This is a genomic window from Ruegeria sp. AB10 (assembly GCF_056542745.1).
Window position 1 is genome coordinate 137918 of the sequence record NZ_JBQGAI010000004.1, and the last position, 23969, is coordinate 161886.

Sequence of the window (23969 nt, forward strand, 5' to 3'; positions counted from 1 at the left end):
TCCTCATACGGAGTCAAGCAGGTCGGAGATTGCTATTTTATAGCGGGCGACGATTGCATCGTGTTCGCGGTGGCGGCCGTTCTTAACGACGTGACGTCCGGCGGACCAAGTATCGGTGACAACATCATCCGAAGCCACAAAACAAAGCCCATCGAGAATCTGATGGTCGTTGAGTGCGCAAAGCGCGGGATGGGTGCGGTCGATTGCAACAAGATCGGCCAGTTTGCCGACTTCGATGGTTCCCGCGTCCCGGCCAACCGCCTGCGCGCCCCCTTGTGCCGCGCCGGTATAGAGGGTTTGCCCGACCGACCCCTCGCGCACCACCATGACGTTGCGGGCCATGTCGCGCAGACGCTGGGAATACTCCAATGTACGCAGCTCCTCGGTCAGCGAGATGCGGACGTTCGAATCCGATCCAAGCCCGAATACCCCGTTATGCTCTAGATAAGTCGGGCCATTGAACGGTCCGTCGCCCAGATTGGCTTCGGTGATCGGACACAGACCGGCAACGGCGCCGCTTTTGGCCATGGCGATGGTTTCGGCCTCGGTCATGTGGGTGGCATGGATCAGACACCAGCGGTTATCGACATCCACATTGTCCAGCAGCCACGCCACCGGACGTTGGCCCAGCTTGGCCTCGACATCGGCAACTTCCTTGAGCTGCTCCGAGATATGAATGTGAACTGGCCCTTGCGGCGTCGCCTGTAACACGCGCGCCAGATCAGCGGGCGATGTGGCGCGCAGCGAATGGGGGGCTATGCCGACCTGCGCGTCGGCGGGAAGCGCGGAGAGGTTTCCTTTGCAGGCCTCGACCAGCGACAGGAACCGATCCACATCGTTGGAGAACCGCAACTGACCGCCCGCCAACGGCTCTTGGTTCACGCCGCCATAGGTGTAGAGAACAGGCAGATGGGTCAGGCCGATGCCCGTCTGCTGCGCGGCAGCAAAGACGCGATCGCTGAGTTCTGACAGATTGGCATAGGTTTCACCGCCCGGCTGATGGTGGACATAGTGGAACTCGCCCACGGAAGCATATCCGGCCTCCTGCATCTCCATGAAAACCATTGCGGCGATGGCCTCGAACTGCGCGGGCGTGAGGTGATCCAGAAAGCGGTACATCAGTTCGCGCCAGGTCCAGAAACTCTCTTTCCCGGCGGCGCGAAACTCCGTCATGCCCGCCATGGCCCGCTGGAAAGTATGGCTGTGCAGATTCGCAAGCGACGGCAGCAGGACATCGACGGAACAGTCGGCCTGATCGGCCGAGGCCCCCTCTTCGATCCCGGTTATGCGCCCATCAACCGAAGTAACACAGCAGTTCTTCAGCCAATTTTGCCCTGAAAGCACCTGGTTAGCGTAAATCTTCATTTTGGCTCTCAACTTTTGTGTAGACATTTACTTATAACGACTATACCAAACTATCAGCATATGCAACTTCGGAAAAAATCTCATGGCTGTGAAATCGGTTCTCCGTAACGCAAAAATTGCAACGCTCGCCAACCAGCAGGCGCCCTATGGGCTGATCGAAGATGGGGCCGTTGTATTGTCCGGCGCACAGATCGAATGGGTCGGGTCTGAAAGTGATCTTCCGCAGGACTACGCGCACCTCGATTCCGAGGATTTGGGCGGACGCCTGGTGACGCCCGGTCTGATCGACTGCCACACGCATGTTGTTTTTGGCGGCGATCGCGCCCAGGAATTCGAGATGCGCCTGAACGGGGCTGGCTACGAAGAAATCGCGCGGGCTGGCGGAGGCATCAACTCGACGGTGCGCGCCACGCGGCAGGCCAGTCTCGAGCAGTTGATCGAAGGCGCCCTGCCCCGTGTCGATGCGCTGATCGCCGAAGGTTTGACCACCATCGAGATCAAGTCCGGTTATGGGCTTGAACGGGACACCGAGTTGAACATGCTGCGCGCTGCGCGCGAGATCGCCAACCGCCGCCCCGTGACGGTGCACACCAGCTATCTTGGGGCCCACGCCACCCCGCCGGAATACAAAGACCGCGATGACGCCTATATCGATGAGGTGGTCATCCCGACGCTGCACGCGGCCCACGAAGAAGGTCTGGTTGATGTCGTTGACGGGTTCTGCGAGGGCATCGCCTTTCAGCCTGCACAGATTGCCCGGGTCTTTGATGTCGCCAAGGCACTGGGTCTGCCGGTCAAGCTTCATGCGGAACAGTTGTCCAATCTGGGCGGGGCAAAGCTGGCGGCTTCGTACGGAGCGTTATCGGCCGATCACATCGAATATCTGGATAAAGATGGCGTTGTTGCCATGGCGCAGGCCGGCACCACAGGTGTCATCTTGCCCGGCGCATTCTACACGCTGCGGGAAACTCAGCAGCCGCCGGTTGACCTGCTGCGCGCCCACGGGGTGGCGATGGCGCTTGCGAGCGATTGCAATCCCGGATCCTCACCTCTGACCTCTTTGCTTTTGACCATGAATATGGGCTGCACCCTTTTCCGCCTGACGCCCGAGGAAACGCTGACGGGCGTCACGCGCAATGCCGCCCGCGCCCTGGGCCTGACTGATCGCGGCGTGATCGCAGCGGGCCAGCGGGCGGATTTGGTGATCTGGGACATCGAACGTCCAGCCGAGCTTTCTTATCGCATCGGGTTCAACCCGCTCTACAAACGCATCTTTGGAGGACACGCGTGACTATTCTCACTCTGGTTCCTGGGCAGACCAAACTGCCACAGCTTGAAAACATCTACTGGAACGAGGCTTCGGCAAGGCTGGATGCGGCCTGCCGCCCGGCGGTTGAAGAGGCTGCGGGCCGCATCGCAGCTGCGGCAGCCGGCGACGTGCCAGTCTATGGCGTGAATACCGGCTTTGGCAAACTGGCCAGCCTGAAGATCGAGGCCGCAGATACTGCAACTCTGCAACGGAACCTGATCCTAAGTCATTGCTGCGGCGTGGGTGACGCAACGCCGCGCCGGATCGTCCGGCTTATGATGTCGTTGAAACTAATCAGTTTTGGCCGGGGCGCATCTGGCGTGCGTTGGGAACTGATCGAACTGATGCAGGACATGCTGGAAAAAGGCGTCACGCCCGTTGTGCCCGCGCAAGGATCGGTTGGCGCGTCTGGTGACCTGGCCCCCCTGTCGCACATGACCGCAGTTGTGATCGGCGAAGGTGAGGCCGAATACGAAGGCGAGATTCTGCCCGGTGCCGAGGCGCTGGCAAAGGCAGGTCTGAAGCCGATCGAGTTGGGTCCGAAAGAAGGTCTGGCCTTCATCAATGGGACGCAATTCTCAACCGCCTATGCTTTGGCCGGTCTGTTCGAAGTCTGGCGCGCGGCGCGCAACGCGCTGGTGATCTCGGCCCTGTCGACAGACGCCATCATGGGATCCACCGCGCCGCTGCAGCCTGAAATTCATACCCTGCGCGGACATCGTGGACAGATCGAAGCGGCAAGCGCCATGCGCGCGATTCTGGCGCAATCCGAGATCCGCGAAAGTCATCGGGACGACGACTCGCGGGTGCAGGATCCCTATTGCATCCGCTGTCAGCCGCAGGTGACCGGTGCCGCGATGGACGTGCTGCGCCAGGCCGCACAGACCTTGCTGACCGAAGCAAATGCCGCGACGGATAACCCGCTTGTTCTGACCGATTCAAATCTGATCGTGTCAGGCGGCAACTTCCACGCCGAACCGGTGGGTTTTGCCGCTGATATGATTGCGCTGGCCCTGTCGGAAATCGGCGCGATCAGCCAGCGGCGCATTGCATTGATGGTCGATCCGACGCTCAGCTTCGACCTGCCGCCGTTCCTGACGCCTGTGCCGGGTCTGAACTCGGGCCTGATGATCGCCGAGGTGACGACGGCTGCGCTGATGAGCGAGAACAAGCATCTGGCCAACCCCTGCGTCACCGACAGCACGCCCACTTCGGCCAATCAGGAGGATCATGTTTCCATGGCCGCCCATGGCGCGCGGCGTCTGACCCGCATGGTCGAGAACCTCAACAGCATCCTCGGGGTCGAACTGCTGTGTTCAGCGCGCGGTGTCGAGTTCCGCGCCCCGCTGCAAACCAGCCCGCTGCTGCAAAAGGCGATTGCCCGCCTGCGCAAGGATGTCTCCAGCTTGCAGGAAGACCGCTATATGGCGCCCGATCTGAAGGCAGCCAAGGAACTGGTAGAGTCGGGTGCCCTGCTTGATGTGGTGAACGCCGAAATGCCGGAGCTTGCATGATGCAGGTCTTCGACGTCATACGCGGCGACTGCCCTATCGTGCTGGGCCAGCCACATGGCGGGACCCATGTCCCGGATGCCATTGCGGCGCGGCTGAACGCGAACGGGGCCGGTCTGGCGGACACGGATTGGCATATCACCCGGCTTTATGACGGGTTGCTGCCCGGCGCGACGGTGGTGAAATCCAATGTGCATCGCTATGTGATCGACGCCAACCGCGATCCGTCCGGCGTATCGCTCTATCCGGGACAAAACACCACGACGCTGGTGCCGCTGACCGATTTCGATGGGCAGGCTATCTGGCAGGAAGGGCAAGAGCCGTCAGAAGACGAGATATTGGCCCGTCGCGACGCGTATCACGCACCCTATCACGATGCCCTGAGGGCAGAGTTGGAACGGGTGCGGTCAAAGCACGGGGTGGCGATCCTGTTCGACTGCCATTCGATCCGATCCAATATCCCGTTCCTGTTCGAAGGCGAATTGCCGATCTGGAACACCGGCACCAATCTGGGCGCGACCTGCTCCCCTGCAATCGAAGCGGCTGTGGATGCCGTTACGCGGGCATCAGGCATGGGCGCGGTACTGAACGGGCGCTTCAAAGGCGGATGGACCACGCGCCACTATGGCCAACCCGAAACCGGTATCCATGCCATCCAGATGGAAACCGCGCAACGGGCCTACATGCACGAAACCCCGCCTTGGGATTGGGATGACAACCGGGCCGCAATAGCCCGACCGCATCTGCAGAAGATGCTTGAAAAGCTCGACAATCTTGCCCGCTCGGGCACCATCTTTAATCAAGGGAGTGAAGAATGAGCGACCCTCGCAAGAACACCCGCGACGTGTATCCACCGACCGGCACGGAATTGAACGCGAAAAGCTGGCTGACCGAAGCACCCCTGCGGATGCTGATGAACAACCTGCACCCGGATGTGGCCGAGAACCCGCATGAACTGGTCGTCTATGGCGGCATCGGTCGCGCCGCCCGGACCTGGAAGGACTTCGACCTGATCGTCGACAGCCTGAAGGACCTGGAAGAGGACGAAACTCTGGTGGTGCAGTCCGGCAAGCCAGTTGCCATCGTGAAGACCCATAAGGACGCGCCGCGCGTGCTGATCGCCAACTCGAACCTGGTGCCCCATTGGGCCAACTGGGATCACTTCAACGAGCTGGATAAAAAGGGCCTGGCCATGTATGGCCAGATGACCGCCGGGTCGTGGATCTATATCGGGTCGCAGGGTATCGTTCAGGGCACCTATGAAACCTTCATGGAGGCCGGGCGTCAGCACTATGGCGGCGACCTGAAAGGCCGCTGGATTCTGACCGGTGGTCTGGGTGGCATGGGCGGCGCCCAGCCTCTGGCTGGTGTCATGGCCGGGGCCTGCTGTCTGGCGGTGGAATGTGACGAGAAATCCGCCGATTTCCGCCTGCGCACCCGCTATGTCGACGAAAAGACCCACAGTCTGGACGAAGCGCTTGAGATGATTGACCGCTGGACCAAGGCGGGCGAGGCGAAATCCGTGGCGCTGATCGGCAACGCTGCCGACATCTTCCCTGAAATCTATAAGCGCGGCGTCAAGCCCGACATCGTCACCGACCAGACCTCGGCCCACGACCCGATCAACGGCTACCTGCCGCAGGGCTGGACCGTTGCCGAATGGCGCGCCAAGGCCGAAACCGCCCCGAAAGAGGTGGAAAAAGCCGCTCGTGCTTCGATGAAAGTACAGGTCGAGGCGATGGTCGCCTTCCACAATGATGGCGTACCGACCGTCGATTACGGCAACAATATCCGCCAGATGGCGCTGGAAGAAGGTCTGGAAGACGCGTTTGCCTTCCCCGGTTTCGTTCCCGCTTATATCCGCCCGCTGTTCTGTCGAGGCGTCGGCCCGTTCCGCTGGGCGGCCCTGTCGGGCGACCCCGAGGACATCTACAAGACCGACCAGAAGGTCAAGGAACTGCTGCCAGACAACAAGCACCTGCACAACTGGCTGGACATGGCGCGCGAACGGATCGAATTCCAGGGCCTGCCCGCACGGATTTGCTGGGTTGGTCTGGGTGATCGTCACCGCCTGGGGCTGGCGTTTAACGAGATGGTCAAGAACGGCGAATTGAAAGCCCCTGTCGTGATCGGTCGCGACCATCTGGACAGCGGCTCGGTCGCCTCGCCCAACCGCGAGACCGAAGCGATGATGGATGGCTCGGACGCCGTATCCGACTGGCCGCTGCTGAACGCGCTGGTCAACACCGCCTCGGGCGCGACCTGGGTCTCGCTGCACCATGGCGGCGGTGTCGGCATGGGCTTCTCGCAGCACTCGGGCGTGGTGATCTGTGCCGATGGCACCGATGACGCCGCCAAGCGCCTTGAACGCGTCCTGTGGAACGATCCGGCCTCGGGCGTCTGGCGCCACGCGGATGCGGGCTATGACATCGCGAAAGACTGTGCGCGCGAAAATGGCCTGCGCCTGCCGGGCATCCTGGGCAACTAAGGACACCTGCGGACCCAACGACAATCAGTCTATTGAGTACACGAAAAGGATCTCGGCTATTCACTCGAGAAGGCCGAGATCTCACCCAACAGCGGGAGCATCATCGCAAACAGCTCTGACTGCGAGGTAATGCCACATTTGGTGTAAAGCTGCCGCCGGAAGACCTTGACCGTCTGGGGGCTGATGCCAAGGTCACGTGCGATTGAGGGCGATGAATGCCCCTGAAGGATCATGATTGCGATCTGGGCTTGGCGACCGCTGAGCTGAATGCCGTGGCGATCATCCAATAGCGCCTGAAGATTGGCAAACAATGGCCCGGCGGACGTTCCCGGCCCTTCGACATGTTTGCGAAACTCCCAGTCGCAATCGATCAAAGCGTGAATTACAGCCGCCATTTTCTTGAGGCTCTTTTCTTCTTTTGACGTAAACCTGCGCCCTGACCTGGCATTGGTTCCCATCGAAATTGTGACCGTTGTGGTTTCGTTCACCGGTTGAAAAATGGTGATTTCATCAAGGATTCCTATGCGCCCGTAATACCATTCGTAGTATCGGCTTCGCAGAAAATTATCCGGGGCCATCTCTTCAAGCCAATATACACCCCTGTCTCCTTTCTGATTATGGAATTGATAGACCGGATCCAGCACATAAGTCGCGGCAAGGTAGACGGTCTTGAGCCGCGCAAAGACCTCTGCGCCGTCGGTCTTGGTCAGAACCACCGTCGGGGTCGCTTCACCATTGAAGACCAGCACGATGACATTTTCGAACGGAAGAATCGTTCTCAGGTATTCTACGAAATCCTCAAAAAATTCCGGTTTTCCGGCGGAGGAGATGGATTTTGCTAATTTGTCTATACAATAATCTGTCATGCATACCCCCATAGGGTTATATACCACCGCCTTCCCAGAATGTTAACGTAGAACTGCACATAATGGTGGTATTAGCAGCATCAACACAAGTCTGAAAAAGCTTCAGAACGCTGACAGCCACGACGATCAAACGCAGTTGGAGGAGTTGCGATGACAGAGGCCTCATTTACCGAATATGCCGAAGGGCAAGGCGAATTCCGTAAGAAAAGGGTACTGCCGGCACTGGTTGTATTTGGGTTGATCTATTTTGGATCGTTGGCAACCGGGTATCACATCAATGCTGTGGTTCTGACGATCGTCGTCATGATCGCACTGTGTCTGCTGCGCATCCCGGTCGCCGTGGCGCTGGTCTCGGCCGCTATTCTGGGTGGATTGCACGCCGGTCTTTCGATGACCGATACAATCGGCGCGCTGAACGACAACCTGCTCGTCGGCTCTCAGGTCGGCATGACCTATATCATGATCGGTGCCTTTGCCGTGGCCCTTGCGCGCAGCGGACTTTTGGAACTGCTGGCCAGAAAGATCTCGGGCAAGATGGGCACGGATGAAGCCGCGACCGGCAAGGGCGTGAAATGGACCTTGTTGCTGATTTTCGTCGCTGCGTCTTTCATGTCGCAAAACCTTGTTCCGGTGCACATCGCCTTTATCCCAGTTCTGATTCCGCCGCTTCTGGGTGTCATGAACAAGCTGAAGATGGACCGCCGCGGTGTGGCCTGTGTTCTGGCCTGCTGCATCAGTGCAAGTTATCTGCTGCTGCCCACCGGTTTTGGCGCGATCTATCTGGAAGAGATTCTACTGGCCAACGTGAACGAAGTTGGCGGTCCGCTGGGCTTGACCGCAACCCCGGACATGGCCCCCAAGGCAATGTTCCTGCCGGTGATGGGTATTCTGGCCGGTATGCTGGTTGCGGTGTTCATCACCTATCGCAAACCGCGTGAGTATGAGACCATTCAGCTGGCAGACGCTACGCCGGAAGATCAGCCTATCCAGATCAACCTCGTCCAGCTGGGCGCGACGATCCTCGCCCTTGCGGTTGCCCTGATCTGCCAGTTGCAATTCGACTCGTTGTTCATTGGGGCCATGGTTGGCTTCGTCATCCTCAGCTCGGCAGGGATTTTCCGCTGGCGTGATCAGGATAACGTGTTCACCGAAGGCCTGCGCATGATGGCCCAGATTGCGGTCATCATCACCATCGCTTCGGGCTTTGCCGGCGTTCTGACGGCGACGGGCGAGATCGAGCCCCTGGTGGAATCTGCGGCGGAATTCATTGGCGACAACAAAGCCTTCGGCGCCGCGATCATGCTGATTGTGGGTTTGTTCATCACCATCGGCTTCGGCGACTCGTTTGCCTCGGTTCCGATCCTGGCTCCGATCTACATCCCGCTAGGCCTTGCGCTGGGTTTCTCGCCAATCGGAACCATCGCGATGCTCGGTGCCTCGGCGGCGCTTGGGGATGCGGGTTCGCCTGCTTCGACAATCACTCTGGGTGCAACGGCAGGTCTGAATGCCGACGGCCAGCACGATCATATCAAGGACAGCGTGATCCCGACCTTCTCGCACGCGAACTTCGGCATGATCCTGTTTGCCTGGGTGGCTGCTGTCTACCTGTGACAACCCGAACCGGGTGCGGCCGGTGATCTGGCCGCACGCCCGTTCCAGACAGATATTACGGAGAAGAAGAGTGACCCGAGTTGCATTCTACGAGCTTTCGAAACTGACCGGTGATCAACGTGATGCGCTGCTCATGCGCCCGGAAAGTGATCTGGGATTTTTCCTCGAGAAAGTGAAGCCGCTGATCGAAGACGTGCGTACCAAGGGCGACGCGGCACTTGTTGAATACGCAGCCAAGTTCGATAACGCGCATTTTAACGTTACCGAGGTTGGCGCCTCGAAAGCGGATATTGATGCCGCGTTTGATCAGATCAATCGCGAGTTGATCGAAACTCTGGAATATGCAGCCGACAACATCCGCCGCTACCACGAAGAGCAACTGCCCGGCGAGATGTGGATGAAAGAGGTGCGTCCGGGCGTGTTCGCGGGCGAGCGTCACAGCCCGATTGACAGCGCTGCGGTCTATTCGCCCCGTGGCAAGGGCTCGTTCCCGTCTGTCACGTTGATGGGGGCCATTCCGGCGGTTGTTGCCGGTGTCTCCGACCCAATTGTACTGACCCCGGCAGGCCCGGACGGAAAGATTGATCCCGCGACGCTGGTTGCGGCCCGTCTGTCTGGTGTTGAGCGCGTATACAAGGCGGGCGGCGCCTTGGCGGTGGCCGCGGCGGCCTTCGGGACCGAAAGCGTTCCGAAATGCCTGAAAATCGAAGGCCCCGGCAGCCCCTGGCTGGTCGCGGCCAAACGTCTGCTGGCAGACAAGATCACATCCCGCCTGCCCGCCGGACCCAGCGACACGATTGTATTTGCCGATGAGACAGTTGACCCGCGTCTTGCGGCCCTGGATCTTCTGATCGAATCCGAACACGGAACCGACAGTTCCGCCTTCCTCGTCACAAGCTCCAGAGAGGTTGCCGAAGGCGCAATCAAAGCTCTGCCCGATTATTGGGCGAAGATGGGTGAACGGTGGGTCGAGCACTCGTCTGCTGTTCTGTCCGGCGAAAATGGCGGCGTGGTTCTGGCGGATAGCCTGCAACAGGCCTACGATTTCGTGAATGACTACGCGCCGGAACATTGTCAGGTACTGTCCGACGAACCGTTCAACCATCTCAGCCATATCCGCAATGCCTCCGAGGTGCTGATGGGCAATTGGGCGGCCGGGTCAATGGCCAATTATTGTCTGGGGCCCAACTGCATTCTGCCTACCAGCGCGCATGCGAAAATTCATGCGCCGCTGGGTGTGCATGATTTCATGAAAAGCGGCACCGTCTGCCACGTAACACGCGCCGGCTTTAATGAGGCCGCGCCGCACACCTATCGTTTCGCCAAATATGAGGGTTTCGATGGGCATGCCAATGCCGTTTCAGACCTGCGCACGCAGATTCTGAACAAGAACTGAAACAATCATCTTGGGGAGGGGACAGAATTGGAACATCAACAATACGCAATCGACGTAAAAGATGCGGTAAAGCGCTATGGCGGCTTTACCGCGCTCAAGAAGATCTCATAGTCGATCACGGATAACGAGTTCTTCACGCTGCTTGGCCCATCCGGATGCGGCAAGACCACCTTGCTGCGGATGATCGCCGGATTCGAGGATGTGACCGAAGGGGCCATCTTTCTCTATGGCCACGAAATCGAAAACCTGCTGCCCAATCAGCGGCCGGTCAATACTGTGTTCCAGAACTATGCTCTGTTCCCGCATATGACCATTCTCGACAATGTGGGTTTTGGTCTTGAGATGCGGGGCCAATCCAAATCCGATGCGCGCTAACCCTCGCAACTCTCCGGCGGGCCGCAACAAAGGATGGCGCTGGCCCGTGCGCTGGCGCCACAACCCAAGGTACTTCTGCTGGATGAGCCTCTTTCGGCGCTGGACCTGAAGCTGCGCAAGGCGATGCAACTGGAACTGAAGCATCTTCAGCGGGAAATAGGCATCACCTTTATCTCCGTGACACATGATCAGGAAGAAGCGCTGACCGAGAGCGAAAGCCTCAAGGGCACCGTGGTCGATAACATCTTCATTGGCACCGATATTGCCACGCTGATCAATCTGAATGACGGACCCAAATTCACGGTCCGCACATCAAATTCGGATCGCGGCACCAAGCGGATTTTCGAACCGGGCAACGACGTGTTCGTCAACATGGAGGCAGGGTCCGCGCGGCTCCTGGTGGACTGATGGCAGCGGGTGCAGCAAGCAGCGGCAGCGCAACAACCGACACATATAAAGAGGCCAGGATCTGGCTGTTGATACCAGCATGGGTGGTTCTTCTTTTCCTGTCCCTCGCCCCTGTCTTCATGATGCTGATCTACTCGTTCCTGACCAAGGAATTACGACGCGCTGTATTTTCACGATGATGATGTCGCGCGGCTGACATGGCCCGCATCCTATGTTGCCGACATCCCCAAGACCGCCCCGGCAGGGATTTACGCATTCGAGGTGCAACAGGGTGAAGAAGCCGAACAGTTCGTCTTCTTCGTACGGGCGCAACAGCAGTCAGCAAACTTGCTCTTTCTGGTCTGGACTGCAACTTACCGAGCATCGCTGCGAGTGGGTTTGCGAAGACCGCGCGCATCAATTTGCGAAGGACAACAATCTGCGGTCGCTTTACGACTATCATACCGACCATAGCGACGTTTCAATCTGCTGGTACAGGAAACCAAAAGCGACCCTTCGCGAAGATTATGCTTATCCGCTTTGCGGCAGTCCGCACAATTTGCCGGTCGACCTGCACCTGCTCCGATTTTGCCACAGCAACGATATTGCCTTCGACCTAATCACCGACCACGATCTGGACCGTTTGGGGATGGATGGACTGAATGGGTACTCTGCCGTTTTTTTCGGGCAGCCATCCGGAATACTTGTCTGTCGGCGCAGAAACGAGTTTGCGTACATTCCTGCGCAACGGTGGAATCTTGTCTATCTCGGAGGGAAAGGCTTTGCCGCCGCTGTTGCGTTCAAAGACGATCTGATGGAACTCAGGCGCTCGCCGTTGGAAGCGGGGCGGACCTGCGACGGCGAAATCTCTGAGAGCGTGTTCTCGATCAACAATAGGCCATCGGGGTTCCTGAGAATTCAGGGGAAGGGTGAATACCACCTTATGGGAGTTGGCATTTCACTGATGGGCTTTGGAGACGCGACAAATGCCAGTCTGGGGACCAAGGATGATTGCCAGGTGCTCGCGCGGTCCGAAGACTTTCCTGACGACTTTTTCCATGACCCGACACGATGGTACGAGGCGAGCGAGGCAGAACGCGACGCGCTTCGATGTGCCGAGATGACCATCCGCTATTTGCCGTCCGGTAGCTTCATCTTCTCGGCAAGCTCGGCCGCGTGGTGTGGCGCCCTGCCCTCGCAACACTCTTAAAATGACGTCGGTCGAATAACAGCCAATGTTCTGAAAAAAGCCTCAGAGCATTCTCCGGCATAGTAGTCGAACCGTTTCCCTCCCGCTGCGGCTGTCACGACGCCCGATACCTAACGATTCTGTCACAAACGTCGCCCCTGCCTGTCAGGTCGCGAGCATTTCTGGTAGCGCACACTAGAGCATGACAGGAGTAGGCCGTGACGATTTCATTTAAGGGCGCGCATTTTCCAAAGGATGTGATCCTGTTCGCGGTTTTCTTTTACCTTCGTTGCGGCGTTTCATACAGGGACCTGAGGGAAACCCTGGCGGAACGAGGCGTTGAACTGGATCACGCGACGCTGAATTCTTAGGTGAGCAGATACGCGGTCTTGTAGCTGATGCTTCGCGGTACAATAGCGTCCTGCCGACCGTTCATGGCGCATGGATGAGACCTATGTGAAAGTGAAGGGTGAGTGGGTTCATCTCTATCGCGCCATCAACAAACACGGCAAAACCCTGGACTTCATGCTATCCAAGCGCCGGAACAAAGCTGCTGCAACGAAGTTCTTCGCTCGTGCGCTTGAGGCGAACGGCTTGTCACGGAAGATTGTCATCGACAAAAGCAGGGCCAACACCGCTGGCATCAAAGCGATAAACAAGATGCCGACTGGTTTTGGCTGCCCTGTACCAATCGAGATGGTGAGGCGGAAGTTTCGCAACAACATCATTGAACACGACCACCGGTTTATCAAACGTCGGATCCGGCCCATGTTGAGATTCAAGTCGTTTGATTCAGCGGCATCCGCTCTGGCTGGAATTGAATTGGCCAGCATGATCAGGAAAGGTCAGTTCACGCCCGGACTCTTGCCGTATCAGCAGTTCGCCCAACTGGCGGGATAATCGACCCGCCTGCACCATCTACCCACCCTTTAAAGGAATGTGCGACAGAACCCGGCAAACCGACCCGCTTGTTTCAGGTGGGTTGGTTTCCATTTGGCTCGTTCTGCCGCACACAGCCCCGTCGGAGCATATCCGCCGGGGCGGATATATTCTCATTTCATATTTACTGAACAAGTGTGTTAGGGTCCGGAATGTATTTTCTGACTTTAATTAAAGGTAGTTGATCCATTGCCAGACAATTCCAACAGCGTATTCAAGCTGCGCCCCCTAGAGAAGGCGGATCTGGAGGTCATCACTCCCTGGTTTCAGGATATTGAGGACCTCGCCCGATTTGACCGCACATCGCGCATTCCATTCAACCTGATGCAATCCGAAGACGTCTGGAGCGAGGTTTTCAGCGCCTCCGGAAACAACTGCAAATGCTGGTTCGCTGTCGAATCCGACAGCGGGCAGGTTCTGGGGCTGGCAGGACTGGAGGCCATATCATCGGTCAACCGGGACGCAGTTGTTGCAATGTTCGTTGAAAAATCAGCCAGACGGTTAGGTCTGGCCATCAGGGCGACCGCTCTGGTTGTGGATTTTGCGTTCCGTCAGCTTGGCTTGAACCGACTTACCTCGTATTATCGGGATGATAACCACATAAGCCGCGACCTCGTTGAAAGACTGGGGTGCAAGGTCGAAGGGACCATGCGGCAAGCCTGGTACGCCGACGGAGCATTTCACGACATGATCGTCGTTGGCGTTCTCAGGCACGATTGGATGGACCGGCGCCCCATCCTGGCAAAAGAGCTTGATCCGGGGACCATCGTGACCTTCGGGTCGGATGGTATCTCAGGCTGGTCCTGGCCACCGCAAGTTGATGAGTGTGAGTAACGGGGTGTGATTTCGCTTTCAGAGCGCAAATGCACATTTTGCTATAAACTGACGATAGGGTTCGAACGCAGCCCCCGAGACGAGTATTGAATGTGAACACCACAAGTCCAAATCCTTCCATTACGCAGAAGCTGGGCGCAATCTTGTTTGCCGACGTCGTCGGCTATTCGCGCCTGATGAGCGAGAATGAGCTGGATACATATAATGCTTTGAAATCACTGTTGTCTCAGCTCGAAGAAACCTGCGCCGCGTTTCAGGGCCGGGTGGTTGAGGTACGTGGCGACGGTATTCTGGCCCTGTTCGAGACCGCCACCAGCGCGGTTGAATTCGGGGTCGAGCTGCACCGTATTGCCAGCCAGCACAACCAGGAACGGACGGACGATCAGCGGCTCAAGTTCCGCGCCGGCGTCCATCTGGGCGAAATCCTGATCGACGATCGCGGCATCCACGGCGACAACGTCAATATCGCCGCACGGCTTCAGGAAATTGCCGAACCCGAAAGGGTTTACGTCAGCTCGGCCGTTTATGATCAGGTCTGCAACCGCCTGCGCTATGGCTATGAATTTCTCGGGCCGAAAAAGCTGAAGAATATCCTGTCTCCCATCTCGACCTATTGCGTACGCAGTGAGGTTGCCGGGGCGACAATGGCAGGGACGATGCGGCCTGAAATCCTTGGGGACGTGCTGGAGCGCCCCGACACGCCCTCGGTCGCCATTCTCCCGTTCAGCAGTCAGGGCGGGGACGAGTCGGACAGCTGGATCGCCGAAGGCCTGACCGACGACATCATCATGAACCTGTCCAAGTTCCGCAATCTGTTCGTGATCGCGCGGAATTCGTCTTTTTTCTTCAAGACACAGGCGATGCCACCGAAAGAGGCTGCACAAAAGCTGAACGTGCGCTATGTGGCCCGGGGCAGCGTGCGCCGATCGGCCAGCCGCATCCGGATCACGGCGGAACTGATCGATGCCACGACCGAACGCACCATCTGGGGCGAGCGGTTTGATCGCAAGATCGACGATATTTTCGATATTCTGGACGAAGTGACCGAATGCATCGTGGCCGCCACCGCGGTGATGATTGAATCGCATGAAAAGCGGCGCATGATTCAGGCAATCCCATCGGACCTTGAGGCCTATGGGTCCGTGCTTCAGGGCCAGCACCACATTTTCAAGTACACGCGGAACGACAACCGCAAGGCGCAGAACTTCTACCAGTCCGCGCTTGACCGGGACGAAGGCTATGCCCGCGCGGCGGCGGCACTGTCCCGCACCCTGAACATCGACTGGCGCTATTCCTGGAGCAAGGATCCCTCGACTGCGCTGGATCAGGCGCTGACCTTTGCGCAGCGCGCCATCGAACTTGACCCCACAGATGCGCGTGGCTTTGGGGAATTGGGCTATGTCCATCTGTATCGCAAGGAACACGACGCGGCGCTGCAATCCTATCGCCGTGCTTTGGCGCTGAACCCGAATGACGCAGACATGCATTCTGATTTCGCCGATGCGCTGGCGCATTATGGCGACAACGAAACGGCCATCACCCACCTGCAACAGGCAATGCGGCTGAATCCATACTTCCCGGATCAATACCTGTGGCATCTGGGCGGAGCATATTTCAACCTAAAGCGCTATGGCGACGCAATCGATGCCGTCAACAAGATGAACAACCCCACTGAAGGACAGCGCCTGCTGGCCGCAAGTTTCGCGCATCTCGATCAGTTGGACGTCGCGCGTGACATTGCAGAGCGCCATCGCAAGGCGCATCCCAACTTCTCTCTGAAACGGTGGGAGAACGTGCAACCGGACCGTCTGCCTGAGGACACACAACACTTTGTTGAGGGGCTGAAAAAGGCGGGGTTCTGAACGAGAAAGGCCCTTGCCAAGCAGGGCCTTTCGCAAATCTATCCTGATGTGAGCCGGGTTTCTGCCCGCGTTAGTCTTCCGAGCCCCGCGCACGAGCGCCGCTGACCCTAGCCCCACTGACACGCGCACCGCTTACGCGGGCGCCGCTGACTCTGGCCCCACTGACACGCGCGCCACTCACGCGGGCACCGCTGATCGCGGGACTGTCAAAGCCGAAATAGATGTCCAGCAGAACCTGTTCGAACATGCCCGAGGTGACATCCATACGCATGGTCTGATCAGCCTTGTCGTAGTTCCAGTACATGATGTCGTTGGCCATCTGATAGTCGGCGGCCGCAACACCGCTTTTCGACGGATCGTTGGGCGCACGGGACGCAAGGTTGCCCGGCAGGTTGCCATCCGTGGCGCTTTTTCCTTTGCCATGAACAAGGAAAATCGCAGGCTCGGGAAGGTCGTAATACGTACCTTCATAGGCAAAGCCGTAAATCTTGGCGAACCGGGGCTCATCTTCGCCGTCCTTGGCAAATTGCTTGTCCAGTTGCTTGTTATTTCCTTGTCCGCGTTTGTCGGTGACGACGTATTTCATATCTTCAAGGACGCGTCCGAAAATCAACACTTCGGAAAAACTGAGCAAAGTCTCTGGCATAAACTCATCTCCTGATTGCAGGCTTGACGACATGGGACGCCTCGCCCCCCCTAACGAAAACCCGAAAAATCGCGGGTCAAATTGTTCCTCAAAATCACCTTTCGTTTGAATGCCACAAAACCGTTTAAAAATAAAGGATTTTAGGCGCTAGCCCGGCACCTGCGTGCGGACCGAATTCGAATGACTGTCTTCTTCGGGATCGGGCAGGCGCGGCCCGGCGGTGGTCAACCCGATATCGCGCATCCGGAAGTTGCCCTCGATTATGTTGCGGAAAGCACCACCGGTGATCTCTTGATCCACGGCCAGCAGGGCCTTTTCCACTCCGAAGTAACTGAGCATATCCGCATCCAGCATCTCCCACGCGTCGGCCAGATAGGTGCCCAGATAGTCGCGCGCCTCAAGCAGGGCGATGCGGAACCCTTCGGGGTTTTCGGCGTATCGCTTGTCGAAAACACCCTGCATCACCCGGCTGTAATCGGGCGTGCCCTCCAACTGATCCGACAGGTGCTCCTCTTCGGGCGAGATCAGGCCGTGCACCAGCAAACGCTCGTGATAGATATCGACAAAGATATCGAACATCGCACCGGTCAGAGGTTCGGACAAAGCGTGCTCGCTGGACCAGCCGGCGGCAAATTCCGACAAGGACCGGTCATTGGCCGCAAGCCGGATCTGTGCATTTTCCGACAGTTCGGCAAAGCGGCTGAGGCGGTTGAAGGTGTAGAGGTTTCCCCGCGTGTTCTTAAGCAAGTCATCAACCACCGATCCGAAATGCAGCGACGCCAACAAAGCCACCAAATCAGCCGCGGATTCATGAAACCCGTAGTACTCGCCCGAGGCATCTCCGTCTGACGGCATCCCGATCACGCTATAGATGATGGCATGGCCGATTTCATGGGCGACAACGTCGAAGTTCAGACTGTAGGGGCGGTATTCGCCCCCGTGTTCATGGGTGCCGCCGGTTTCCAGAAACCCCCAACCGATATGTGCGTTGTCCAGACTGGGCAGCAGCGACAGTTCCAGCCGGTCAAAGTCGCGGGCGAAATGCCATGGGATCGGGCGGCCGAAATAGCCCTGCCAGACATCCATGGTGAAATGGGCCGAACCGAACAGATGCGCGGATTCAAACGCAGGGTTGGTGGGGTCGATATGGATGAAATTGCCGAATTCATCCGGCATCGCCGGCGGCTGGATTTGGCCGTCCCAGGGTGGCAGATACATGCCCGGCCCGTTCGGCCCCGGCACGATCGTGCCGTAAGGTGTGGTTTTTCCCACCGGGTCGACCGTATACATACGCGGCCCGGACGGCCCCGGCCCGATGCTGCCTTGTGGTGCAGAAATCTCGACCAGTTCCAGTTGCGCGTCAGGCTCCAGAAACGGAGACTGCGGGTACAGCAAAAACCGGGTACCGGGTTCTTCATCGAGCTGTTCGGGTAAGTTCACAAAACGCCCTCCCGTGCGGTGTCCGGTCAGATCCGGCGGCCTTTCATTCGGCGGCTCCGGTGTCGGCACCCCTGTGGCAATACAAAAACTCGGCTTCTATCATCTCATAAAACGCATCGCGCCCGGCCAGACCCAGCGCCACTGCGTATGAGTCAAGATCATCGGGCACCGTCTGGTCAAGACGAGATTCAAAATACCACATCAGCACCCGCAACCGATCCACGCCGGACTGACCGGTCGGAAGGGACTGTTCCGCCTTGCTAACGGCCCGATCCCGCAGTTGAGTGTATTGATCCGAACGGCGCAGCTCGGACAGCAGTTGCGTGTCCAGACGACCCGCCCGCGATGCGGTGGCGGCTTCGATTCTCGCTGTATCCGCCAGCATCGTCTCGTAACCCTCGGGGCTCAGATCATTCGCTTCAATCCACGACATCAGGTCGGACCGCCGTGACAGGCCCGCACTGGCCCGGTGGGTCTCCATCTGACGGACCAGATCGGCGCGTTCGAGGGTGTTATCCTGTCTCGATGCCTCTTCGCGCGACAACAGAGCCAGAACAGCACGGTCCCGCACCCTTGCGTAAAGTTCGGGCTGTAGCCGCAGTTCGTCGATCACGCCTCGGTCGGCGGATGGGTCCCCGGCATCGATCCGCGCGCGCAGCGCCTTCCACATCAGGGTGCGCTCGGTTCGCACGACATCCGAAGGGGGCAGGGGGATTCCGGCCAGATGGTCCGACATGCGCTCCAGCATGGCGACGGCATCCCGGGCTTTGGCGTCGATACGGCCCGTCGGCAGCCAATCCGCAAATTCGGCGATACCCGGCAGGTTCTGCAGCTGTTTGAGGATGTCCGGCCAGATACGATGATGGTAATGCATCGCCTTGGCGCAGCGCAGCACTTCGGTGACCGTATCCGGCGGCAGAATCCCGGCGCTCCGGGCCTGGGCCACTGTCGCACGGACCGACACCATCGGTTCGCTGAGCGGCTGGAAGCCCAGCTCGGCCGGGCTGTGCAGCACCGCAACCTCATCGTCATCCTGCAGGACGCCATCACGGTAATCCTCGAAGATGCCCCCAACACCGATCATTCCGAAATCGGCCAGCTCTGCCGCACGCAAGGCACCCATGCTGGCGCTACCGAAAACCGGGACGCCCTGTTCGATCGCCCACAGGATTTCCTTATGCCAGACCGAGGGCACGCCTTCGAAAAACCCGTCGATAATACCGATTGCCGTCGGTTTGTCGCCCACAACGCGGTACACGTCCCCCTGCCGGACAGGGGGCAGGATCGTGGCGTCCAGACGATCCGAGACCGCCTGTGGTGCAAGGGTCGGGCCTACAAAAACCACCGCCGTCATGTCAGACCTTCCCTGACACGCTGCGCCCGCTGGCCGGGAATGTAATCCGGTTCGTCATGGGGTGCCTCAAGCCCGGGAATGACCGCCCGAACCACCGCGATATCATATTCCGGGCGGGACAGATCGACGGTCACCACCTGCGGGGCACCCACAGCTGCAAGCCGCTGCAGCAACAGCTCCAAATCCTCGTCGAAGGAGCTGGTTACACAGGACGGGCAATCGCCAAAACTCTGATCTGCCGCTGTGCTATCGATCAGATTGCGCACGTATTGGCCGCGATCCATCTTGGCCTGATCGGTGAATTCCTCGGGGTCGAGATCATCACGCGCGCCCGAGATGTAGGTCAGCCGCGTTTGCGCCGCCTCGGTCAGAGCGCGGAGCAGAGCGATGGCGCGGTCCGGGTGGCACCCATCGCCGATACCGATATGCCCGGGCCGCCCGCCACCTTCACAGATCGCGCAACGGAAACTGGCGATGCCGACGTCCGAGGTCGTATTCCACAGCCCAACCTCCAGCCCCGCATCTGTGATCATTGCGATCGCCTGTCGGCAACGCGGATCATCGATACTGTCGGGATTAAGACGCGATGATCCCGGTTGGTGGTGCCACAGAGTTGTGGCATCGCGTTCGATCAACTCGCAAATGGCGTGGCAGCTGGCCTCGGCCAGATTGTTGCCCGATGCCAGCCCATTGGTGGTACGGGGAAAGGCGGCCTGTCCGCCGACCGGCGCGCTGGTGTAATCGGTATCGACCATCTCAAGCGGAACCCAGCATGGATCACCCGTGGCCAGATCGCGGCCCTGAACCCACAGCATATTGCCGTGCGGGTCAAAACGCCCTCCAGTCACTTGCGGCAGGGCGGTTACGTCCACCACCGCGGTTTCTTCGGCAAGCTCGGCATATCTGGCCAGACGCTGCGGCAACTGAACCCGTTCGGCGTGCCAGGACTCAATCGCCTCCATCACGCCCGAGGCCTCGGCCGCACGCAAGGACAGCCCCTTGCCCAGCGACACCGCAACCGATCGTGAATTGGGCCGCGCAACCATCACCGTGGGCAATCCGATCCGATCCAGCCCGGTCAGGTTCGCAATCCGGGTGATGCCCATGTCTTTCAGAAACGGTTTGACGATCTGCAGGGTCTGCTCGGGGTCGCGCAGCCGATGCGTGTCCAGCACATATTGCTTCTGCGATGCATCGGGCATGTTTCGGACCTTGCTAAAATACGTGACCGGAATGAAAAATAACCGCGCCGGGCCAGCCTGTTACGCCGCAGGATGCTGGATCGGGCCCTTTCGGTCAACCGTTCCGGTGCGCTGACTGGCTGAAGCTGAGGCGGGATATGTGGCGATACCGTTCCCCGGCCTGCAGGACCACGCTGGGATAAGAGGGATTGTTCGGCGCGTCCGGCCAACCTTGTGGCTCCAACGCCAGGCCCGAATAGGCCTTGTAGGGTTCGCCAGACAAAGTCTGACGATCCGGGTGGTTCAGATGCGTTCCGGAATAGACCTGCAAGCCTGGTTCGGTCGAAGACAACGTCATTCGAACCCCAGTCAGAGGGGAGTCCAATACCGCCACAGGTTTTTCGGGTGTCCGTTGGTCAGAGATGCAGAAATTGTGGTCAAACGGGAAATCCCCAACCGCCCTGGGCCTGCGGAAATCAAACTCTGTACCCTGAACGGGTGCTGGATCACCCAACGGGACAAGGTCGCTATCAACGGGCAGGTATCGATCCGCTGCGACTTGCAGACTGTGGCCGGTTATGTCTCCGCCGCCGTTCAGGTTGAAATACCAGTGCGGCGCAAAATTGCAGACCGTGGCGCTGTCCGAGCGTGCCTCGATCTCCAATCGCAGCGCCGCGGGGCTTTCCACACTGTACCGCGCCGACACGAACAAATCTCCGCCGAACCCCATGTGCCCGTCGGGCAAATGCAGCGTAAACGTCACGCTGGTCGCGGAACGCTGCGCAACCTCCCAAAGCTGCATGGCGGCCCCATCCTGACCGCCATGCAGGCAGTGGCGGTCGCGAAAATTGCGGTTCAGGTGAAATGTCTCGCCGTTGAGGTGATAAGTCCCCGACGAAATTCTGTTTGCGCAGCGGCCGACGATGGGGCCCAAATACTCATCCTTATGCAAATATTCCGCCGGATCACGCCAACCAAGCACCAACGAATGGTCAAAACCCTCCAGCCGCAGATCGCACAGCGTTGCACCCAATGGGACAAGGGTCGCCGTCAAAACCCCGCTTGAAATTGTGATCGCTTGTGCTGAACCCTTGGCGGTTGGATGCATTCGGACCTCTTTGAAATGGATGCCGATGGCAGCCTAAACGCACTTAACGGGCAAACGGTTTTAATCACACAGTATTTCGCCCGAGATTCTAAATTCTTACATACCGACAATTACGCCTTTTCCTCAAATGAAGCCGCAAGGCTAAAATGTCGTCCGTAGGCAAAGTAGGAATGTCGGTCTGCCCTCGAAAATCAATAAGTCTGAAGCCTAAATGAGACGTGACGGTAGCTTCGGGAATATGGCACATTTCCGAAAACTCGTGTTTTGGAATTGCTTTCCGATGTCGCCAAACGGTGGTGAAATTCGGAAATTACATGCTTGTGCAATTGGCAAGAAAACGCAGGAAGAAAAGCCCATGCTTGATTAGCGCAACTTTGCTGGCGCAGTTTTATACAAGGACTCAAATAAATGAGGAGCAAACTTACACCTTTGCTGCACCGCGTCTGATTTACGTGAGGGCAGCGTCAGTTTTAGTTTTTCTCTTGCCTGGCCTCACGTGAGGGTCACGTGCCTAGCCAAAGATTTATGTTGAAGTTGTAATGAGGACCTCGTTGTTTGAGGCAGTATTGGCGGAGGGTTCTTCCCGCAATGCAAAGCATAAAATACGCCGTCCTTCCAGCTCTGCCCCAACCTGTCTGGCTCAGAAATCAAAGCACCCAGCCTTTCGCCACAAAGTACTCGACCCCGGCCACGTGTTCGATCGCAGGCTGCGCCACACCGCTATTCCTGCAGGGCAAAAGGGCCGAGTGATGCGTGTATTCGATATCGCATTGATTGGCGCAGGGCCTGCCGGTTACGCCGCACTGACCGCTCTCAGGGGGTTTTCGGGGTCGTTGGCGGTGATCACCGGTGCAACACCGGACCCGTGGCAGGGCGGGCCCACCAAAGTGGTTTCGGTCGCTTTTGAAAGGCAAAAGCCAGCCTGTTTGGCGGACCGTATGCCCGTATCCGGTGACGCGCCACCGATGTATGCGGCCGCCGAAGTGGGTGGCCTTGCCAATTACTGGGGCAAGCAGCTTCAGGTTTACGGCAGCGATGACCCGTGGGGGCAAGGCCCGTTTCTGAAGACCTGGAACGCGTATAAAGCCGCCTGTGACGCGGTGCAGGCGGACCTTGAGGTGATCGGCGGCACCCAACAGAAAAACCTGGACAGCGATTTCGAAGCCTGCGCCCCGCGCCTTTTGGTCGGCACCAAGGACGCGCCGGGCAGCCAGTTGAATGCGAAGGCACTTGCGGTCGAGAAACGGCTGCAACAGATCCCGAATCTCGAAGTTCTGTCCGGGCGCGTGCAACGGATCGAACAGGAACAGGGCAATTTGCGTCTGGATTTGGGCGGAGGCACGCAGGTCCGCGCGCGCCGTGTTTTTCTGGCGGCTGGCGTGCTGGGGACGGCGACCACCTTGGCGCGCAGCATCCCCAATATCTCGGAAATCGGATTTCGCGATCACGCCCCTTATACCATCAACTGTTTCCGGCTGGACCGCATCCTTGGACCAACGCATACCTACGCCAATAGTGGTAATTTCAACGCCCTGACCGTAACGATAAAAAACGGGGGGCGCTGTGATCTGTTCGCCTCGGTCTATGCGGTGTCACAGGCACCCATCAGCCTGTTGACGACCAATTTAGGACTGGGCCCGCGGTTGCGCGGCCGCCGGGTCGGTCGGATATTTGATTTCGTGCAACCGATCCGTATTTGGACACCGAAAGCCCAGGTTCAGTTTCGGCATCACCCCACGGGCAGCCAAACCGAGGCCACCCCCACCCTGGATCACGAGCCCGACCCGAGCCTGCGGTATTTCCTGGACTGGCTCGTCGCCCATGGCGTTCGCAACAAGCTGGGCCAGACCGCACCAGGACAAGGGTTTCACTATCACCGATTGACCCTTGGATCCGACCGACGCGCCGTCGATGACGTGGTCAAATCCGTCTTTGACGGGCAATTGCGGGTGATTGACGCCTCTTGTCTGAACAAGATCGGCTGCCCGCCGCACACTCTGACAGCAATGGCGCAGGCTTATGCCCGCGTGAGCCACGATCTGGAAAGCCCGGAATACCATTAAGCTCTCCAAAATCGCGCCCTAGTCTTCCGCCGCATCCAGAGATGG

The 23969-nt window shown here is 58.5% G+C and carries 17 protein-coding genes and 2 pseudogenes; 12 read left to right on the forward strand and 7 right to left on the reverse strand.

From position 1 onward, the window contains the following. Positions 1-3: 3 nt before the first annotated feature. A complete protein-coding gene (locus tag ACR0NT_RS10230) occupies positions 4-1365 on the reverse strand; it encodes a formimidoylglutamate deiminase (protein WP_170675127.1) in 1362 nt (453 codons plus the stop codon). A gap of 82 nt (positions 1366-1447) precedes the next feature. On the opposite strand from ACR0NT_RS10230, the gene hutI reads away from it, so the two are divergent. The 4 genes from hutI to hutU are packed head-to-tail and all read left to right on the forward strand — an operon-like array spanning position 1448 to position 6673. Then, positions 1448-2656, forward strand: coding sequence for an imidazolonepropionase (hutI, locus tag ACR0NT_RS10235; protein WP_170675129.1), 1209 nt, complete (start codon positions 1448-1450; stop codon positions 2654-2656). A gap of 2 nt (positions 2657-2658) precedes the next feature. Continuing rightward, entirely contained in the window at positions 2659-4188 is a 1530-nt protein-coding gene (hutH, locus tag ACR0NT_RS10240) for a histidine ammonia-lyase (protein ID WP_480443088.1), read from the forward strand. Further along, positions 4188-5003: an N-formylglutamate deformylase gene (gene hutG, locus ACR0NT_RS10245; RefSeq protein WP_170449050.1), complete on the forward strand. Its 816-nt coding sequence runs from the start codon at positions 4188-4190 to the stop codon at positions 5001-5003. The genes hutH and hutG overlap by 1 nt, the downstream gene beginning before the upstream one ends. Next, the gene (gene hutU / locus ACR0NT_RS10250) at positions 5000-6673 is read left to right on the forward strand and encodes a urocanate hydratase (protein WP_170449042.1); all 1674 of its coding nucleotides are present in this window, start codon (positions 5000-5002) and stop codon (positions 6671-6673) included. Before hutG ends, hutU begins: the two co-directional genes overlap by 4 nt. Positions 6674-6729: 56 nt before the next feature. On the opposite strand, the gene ACR0NT_RS10255 is transcribed toward hutU, so the two are convergent. Beyond that, positions 6730-7539 carry a helix-turn-helix domain-containing protein gene (locus ACR0NT_RS10255; RefSeq protein ID WP_170449043.1) on the reverse strand — a complete coding sequence of 270 codons (810 nt, stop codon included), beginning with the start codon at positions 7537-7539 and terminating at the stop codon, positions 6730-6732. 150 nt (positions 7540-7689) lie between these two features. Here ACR0NT_RS10255 and ACR0NT_RS10260 point away from each other — a divergent pair, with 150 nt between their 5' ends. From ACR0NT_RS10260 to ACR0NT_RS10290, 7 genes and pseudogenes are all read left to right on the forward strand, one after another. Continuing rightward, entirely contained in the window at positions 7690-9150 is a 1461-nt protein-coding gene (locus ACR0NT_RS10260; RefSeq protein WP_170449044.1) for a Na+/H+ antiporter NhaC family protein, read from the forward strand. A 70-nt stretch (positions 9151-9220) separates the two neighbouring features. Beyond that, complete coding sequence (gene hisD, locus ACR0NT_RS10265; protein ID WP_170449045.1) at positions 9221-10546, forward strand: histidinol dehydrogenase; 1326 nt, start codon at positions 9221-9223, stop codon at positions 10544-10546. 27 nt (positions 10547-10573) lie between these two features. Then, positions 10574-11329 (forward strand): annotated as a pseudogene (locus tag ACR0NT_RS10270) (polyamine ABC transporter ATP-binding protein). Between the two features lie 192 nt (positions 11330-11521). Continuing rightward, positions 11522-11782, forward strand: a complete 261-nt coding sequence (locus ACR0NT_RS10275) for a N,N-dimethylformamidase beta subunit family domain-containing protein (RefSeq protein ID WP_480443091.1) — start codon at positions 11522-11524, stop codon at positions 11780-11782. Between the two features lie 933 nt (positions 11783-12715). After that, positions 12716-13397, forward strand: a pseudogene (locus ACR0NT_RS10280) (IS6 family transposase). Positions 13398-13625: 228 nt separating this feature from the next. Continuing rightward, the gene (locus ACR0NT_RS10285; protein WP_170674000.1) at positions 13626-14270 is read left to right on the forward strand and encodes a GNAT family N-acetyltransferase; all 645 of its coding nucleotides are present in this window, start codon (positions 13626-13628) and stop codon (positions 14268-14270) included. Positions 14271-14413: 143 nt separating this feature from the next. Next, positions 14414-16132 carry a tetratricopeptide repeat protein gene (locus tag ACR0NT_RS10290; RefSeq protein ID WP_480443020.1) on the forward strand — a complete coding sequence of 573 codons (1719 nt, stop codon included), beginning with the start codon at positions 14414-14416 and terminating at the stop codon, positions 16130-16132. A 70-nt stretch (positions 16133-16202) separates the two neighbouring features. On the opposite strand, the gene ACR0NT_RS10295 is transcribed toward ACR0NT_RS10290, so the two are convergent. The 5 genes from ACR0NT_RS10295 to ACR0NT_RS10315 form a co-directional block, all read right to left on the reverse strand. Beyond that, entirely contained in the window at positions 16203-16778 is a 576-nt protein-coding gene (locus ACR0NT_RS10295; protein WP_170446838.1) for a hypothetical protein, read from the reverse strand. Positions 16779-16925: 147 nt separating this feature from the next. Further along, complete coding sequence (locus ACR0NT_RS10300) at positions 16926-18218, reverse strand: gluzincin family metallopeptidase (protein ID WP_170446836.1); 1293 nt, start codon at positions 18216-18218, stop codon at positions 16926-16928. Positions 18219-18261: 43 nt separating this feature from the next. Further along, positions 18262-19572, reverse strand: a complete 1311-nt coding sequence (locus ACR0NT_RS10305) for a TfuA-like protein (protein ID WP_170446834.1) — start codon at positions 19570-19572, stop codon at positions 18262-18264. Continuing rightward, positions 19569-20774, reverse strand: a complete 1206-nt coding sequence (locus ACR0NT_RS10310; protein WP_170446833.1) for a YcaO-like family protein — start codon at positions 20772-20774, stop codon at positions 19569-19571. Before ACR0NT_RS10310 ends, ACR0NT_RS10305 begins: the two co-directional genes overlap by 4 nt. 94 nt (positions 20775-20868) lie before the next feature. Continuing rightward, complete coding sequence (locus ACR0NT_RS10315) at positions 20869-21861, reverse strand: aldose epimerase family protein (RefSeq protein WP_170446831.1); 993 nt, start codon at positions 21859-21861, stop codon at positions 20869-20871. A gap of 749 nt (positions 21862-22610) precedes the next feature. Here ACR0NT_RS10315 and ACR0NT_RS10320 point away from each other — a divergent pair. Next, positions 22611-23924, forward strand: coding sequence for an NAD(P)/FAD-dependent oxidoreductase (locus ACR0NT_RS10320; protein ID WP_170446829.1), 1314 nt, complete (start codon positions 22611-22613; stop codon positions 23922-23924). Positions 23925-23969 lie beyond the last annotated feature (45 nt).

Bases quoted from the DNA above. Each gene is read 5' to 3' on its own strand.
- ACR0NT_RS10295 (WP_170446838.1), bottom strand. From the start codon at position 16,778: ATGCCAGAGACTTTGCTCAGTTTTTCCGAAGTGTTGATTTTCGGACGC.
- ACR0NT_RS10305 (WP_170446834.1), bottom strand. From the start codon at position 19,572: ATGACGGCGGTGGTTTTTGTAGGCCCGACCCTTGCACCACAGGCGGTC.
- ACR0NT_RS10320 (WP_170446829.1), top strand. From the start codon at position 22,611: ATGCGTGTATTCGATATCGCATTGATTGGCGCAGGGCCTGCCGGTTAC.
- ACR0NT_RS10260 (WP_170449044.1), top strand. From the start codon at position 7,690: ATGACAGAGGCCTCATTTACCGAATATGCCGAAGGGCAAGGCGAATTC.
- ACR0NT_RS10230 (WP_170675127.1), bottom strand. From the start codon at position 1,365: ATGAAGATTTACGCTAACCAGGTGCTTTCAGGGCAAAATTGGCTGAAG.
- ACR0NT_RS10255 (WP_170449043.1), bottom strand. From the start codon at position 7,539: ATGACAGATTATTGTATAGACAAATTAGCAAAATCCATCTCCTCCGCC.
- hutI (WP_170675129.1), top strand. From the start codon at position 1,448: ATGGCTGTGAAATCGGTTCTCCGTAACGCAAAAATTGCAACGCTCGCC.
- ACR0NT_RS10315 (WP_170446831.1), bottom strand. From the start codon at position 21,861: ATGCATCCAACCGCCAAGGGTTCAGCACAAGCGATCACAATTTCAAGC.
- ACR0NT_RS10310 (WP_170446833.1), bottom strand. From the start codon at position 20,774: ATGCCCGATGCATCGCAGAAGCAATATGTGCTGGACACGCATCGGCTG.
- hutG (WP_170449050.1), top strand. From the start codon at position 4,188: ATGCAGGTCTTCGACGTCATACGCGGCGACTGCCCTATCGTGCTGGGC.
- hutU (WP_170449042.1), top strand. From the start codon at position 5,000: ATGAGCGACCCTCGCAAGAACACCCGCGACGTGTATCCACCGACCGGC.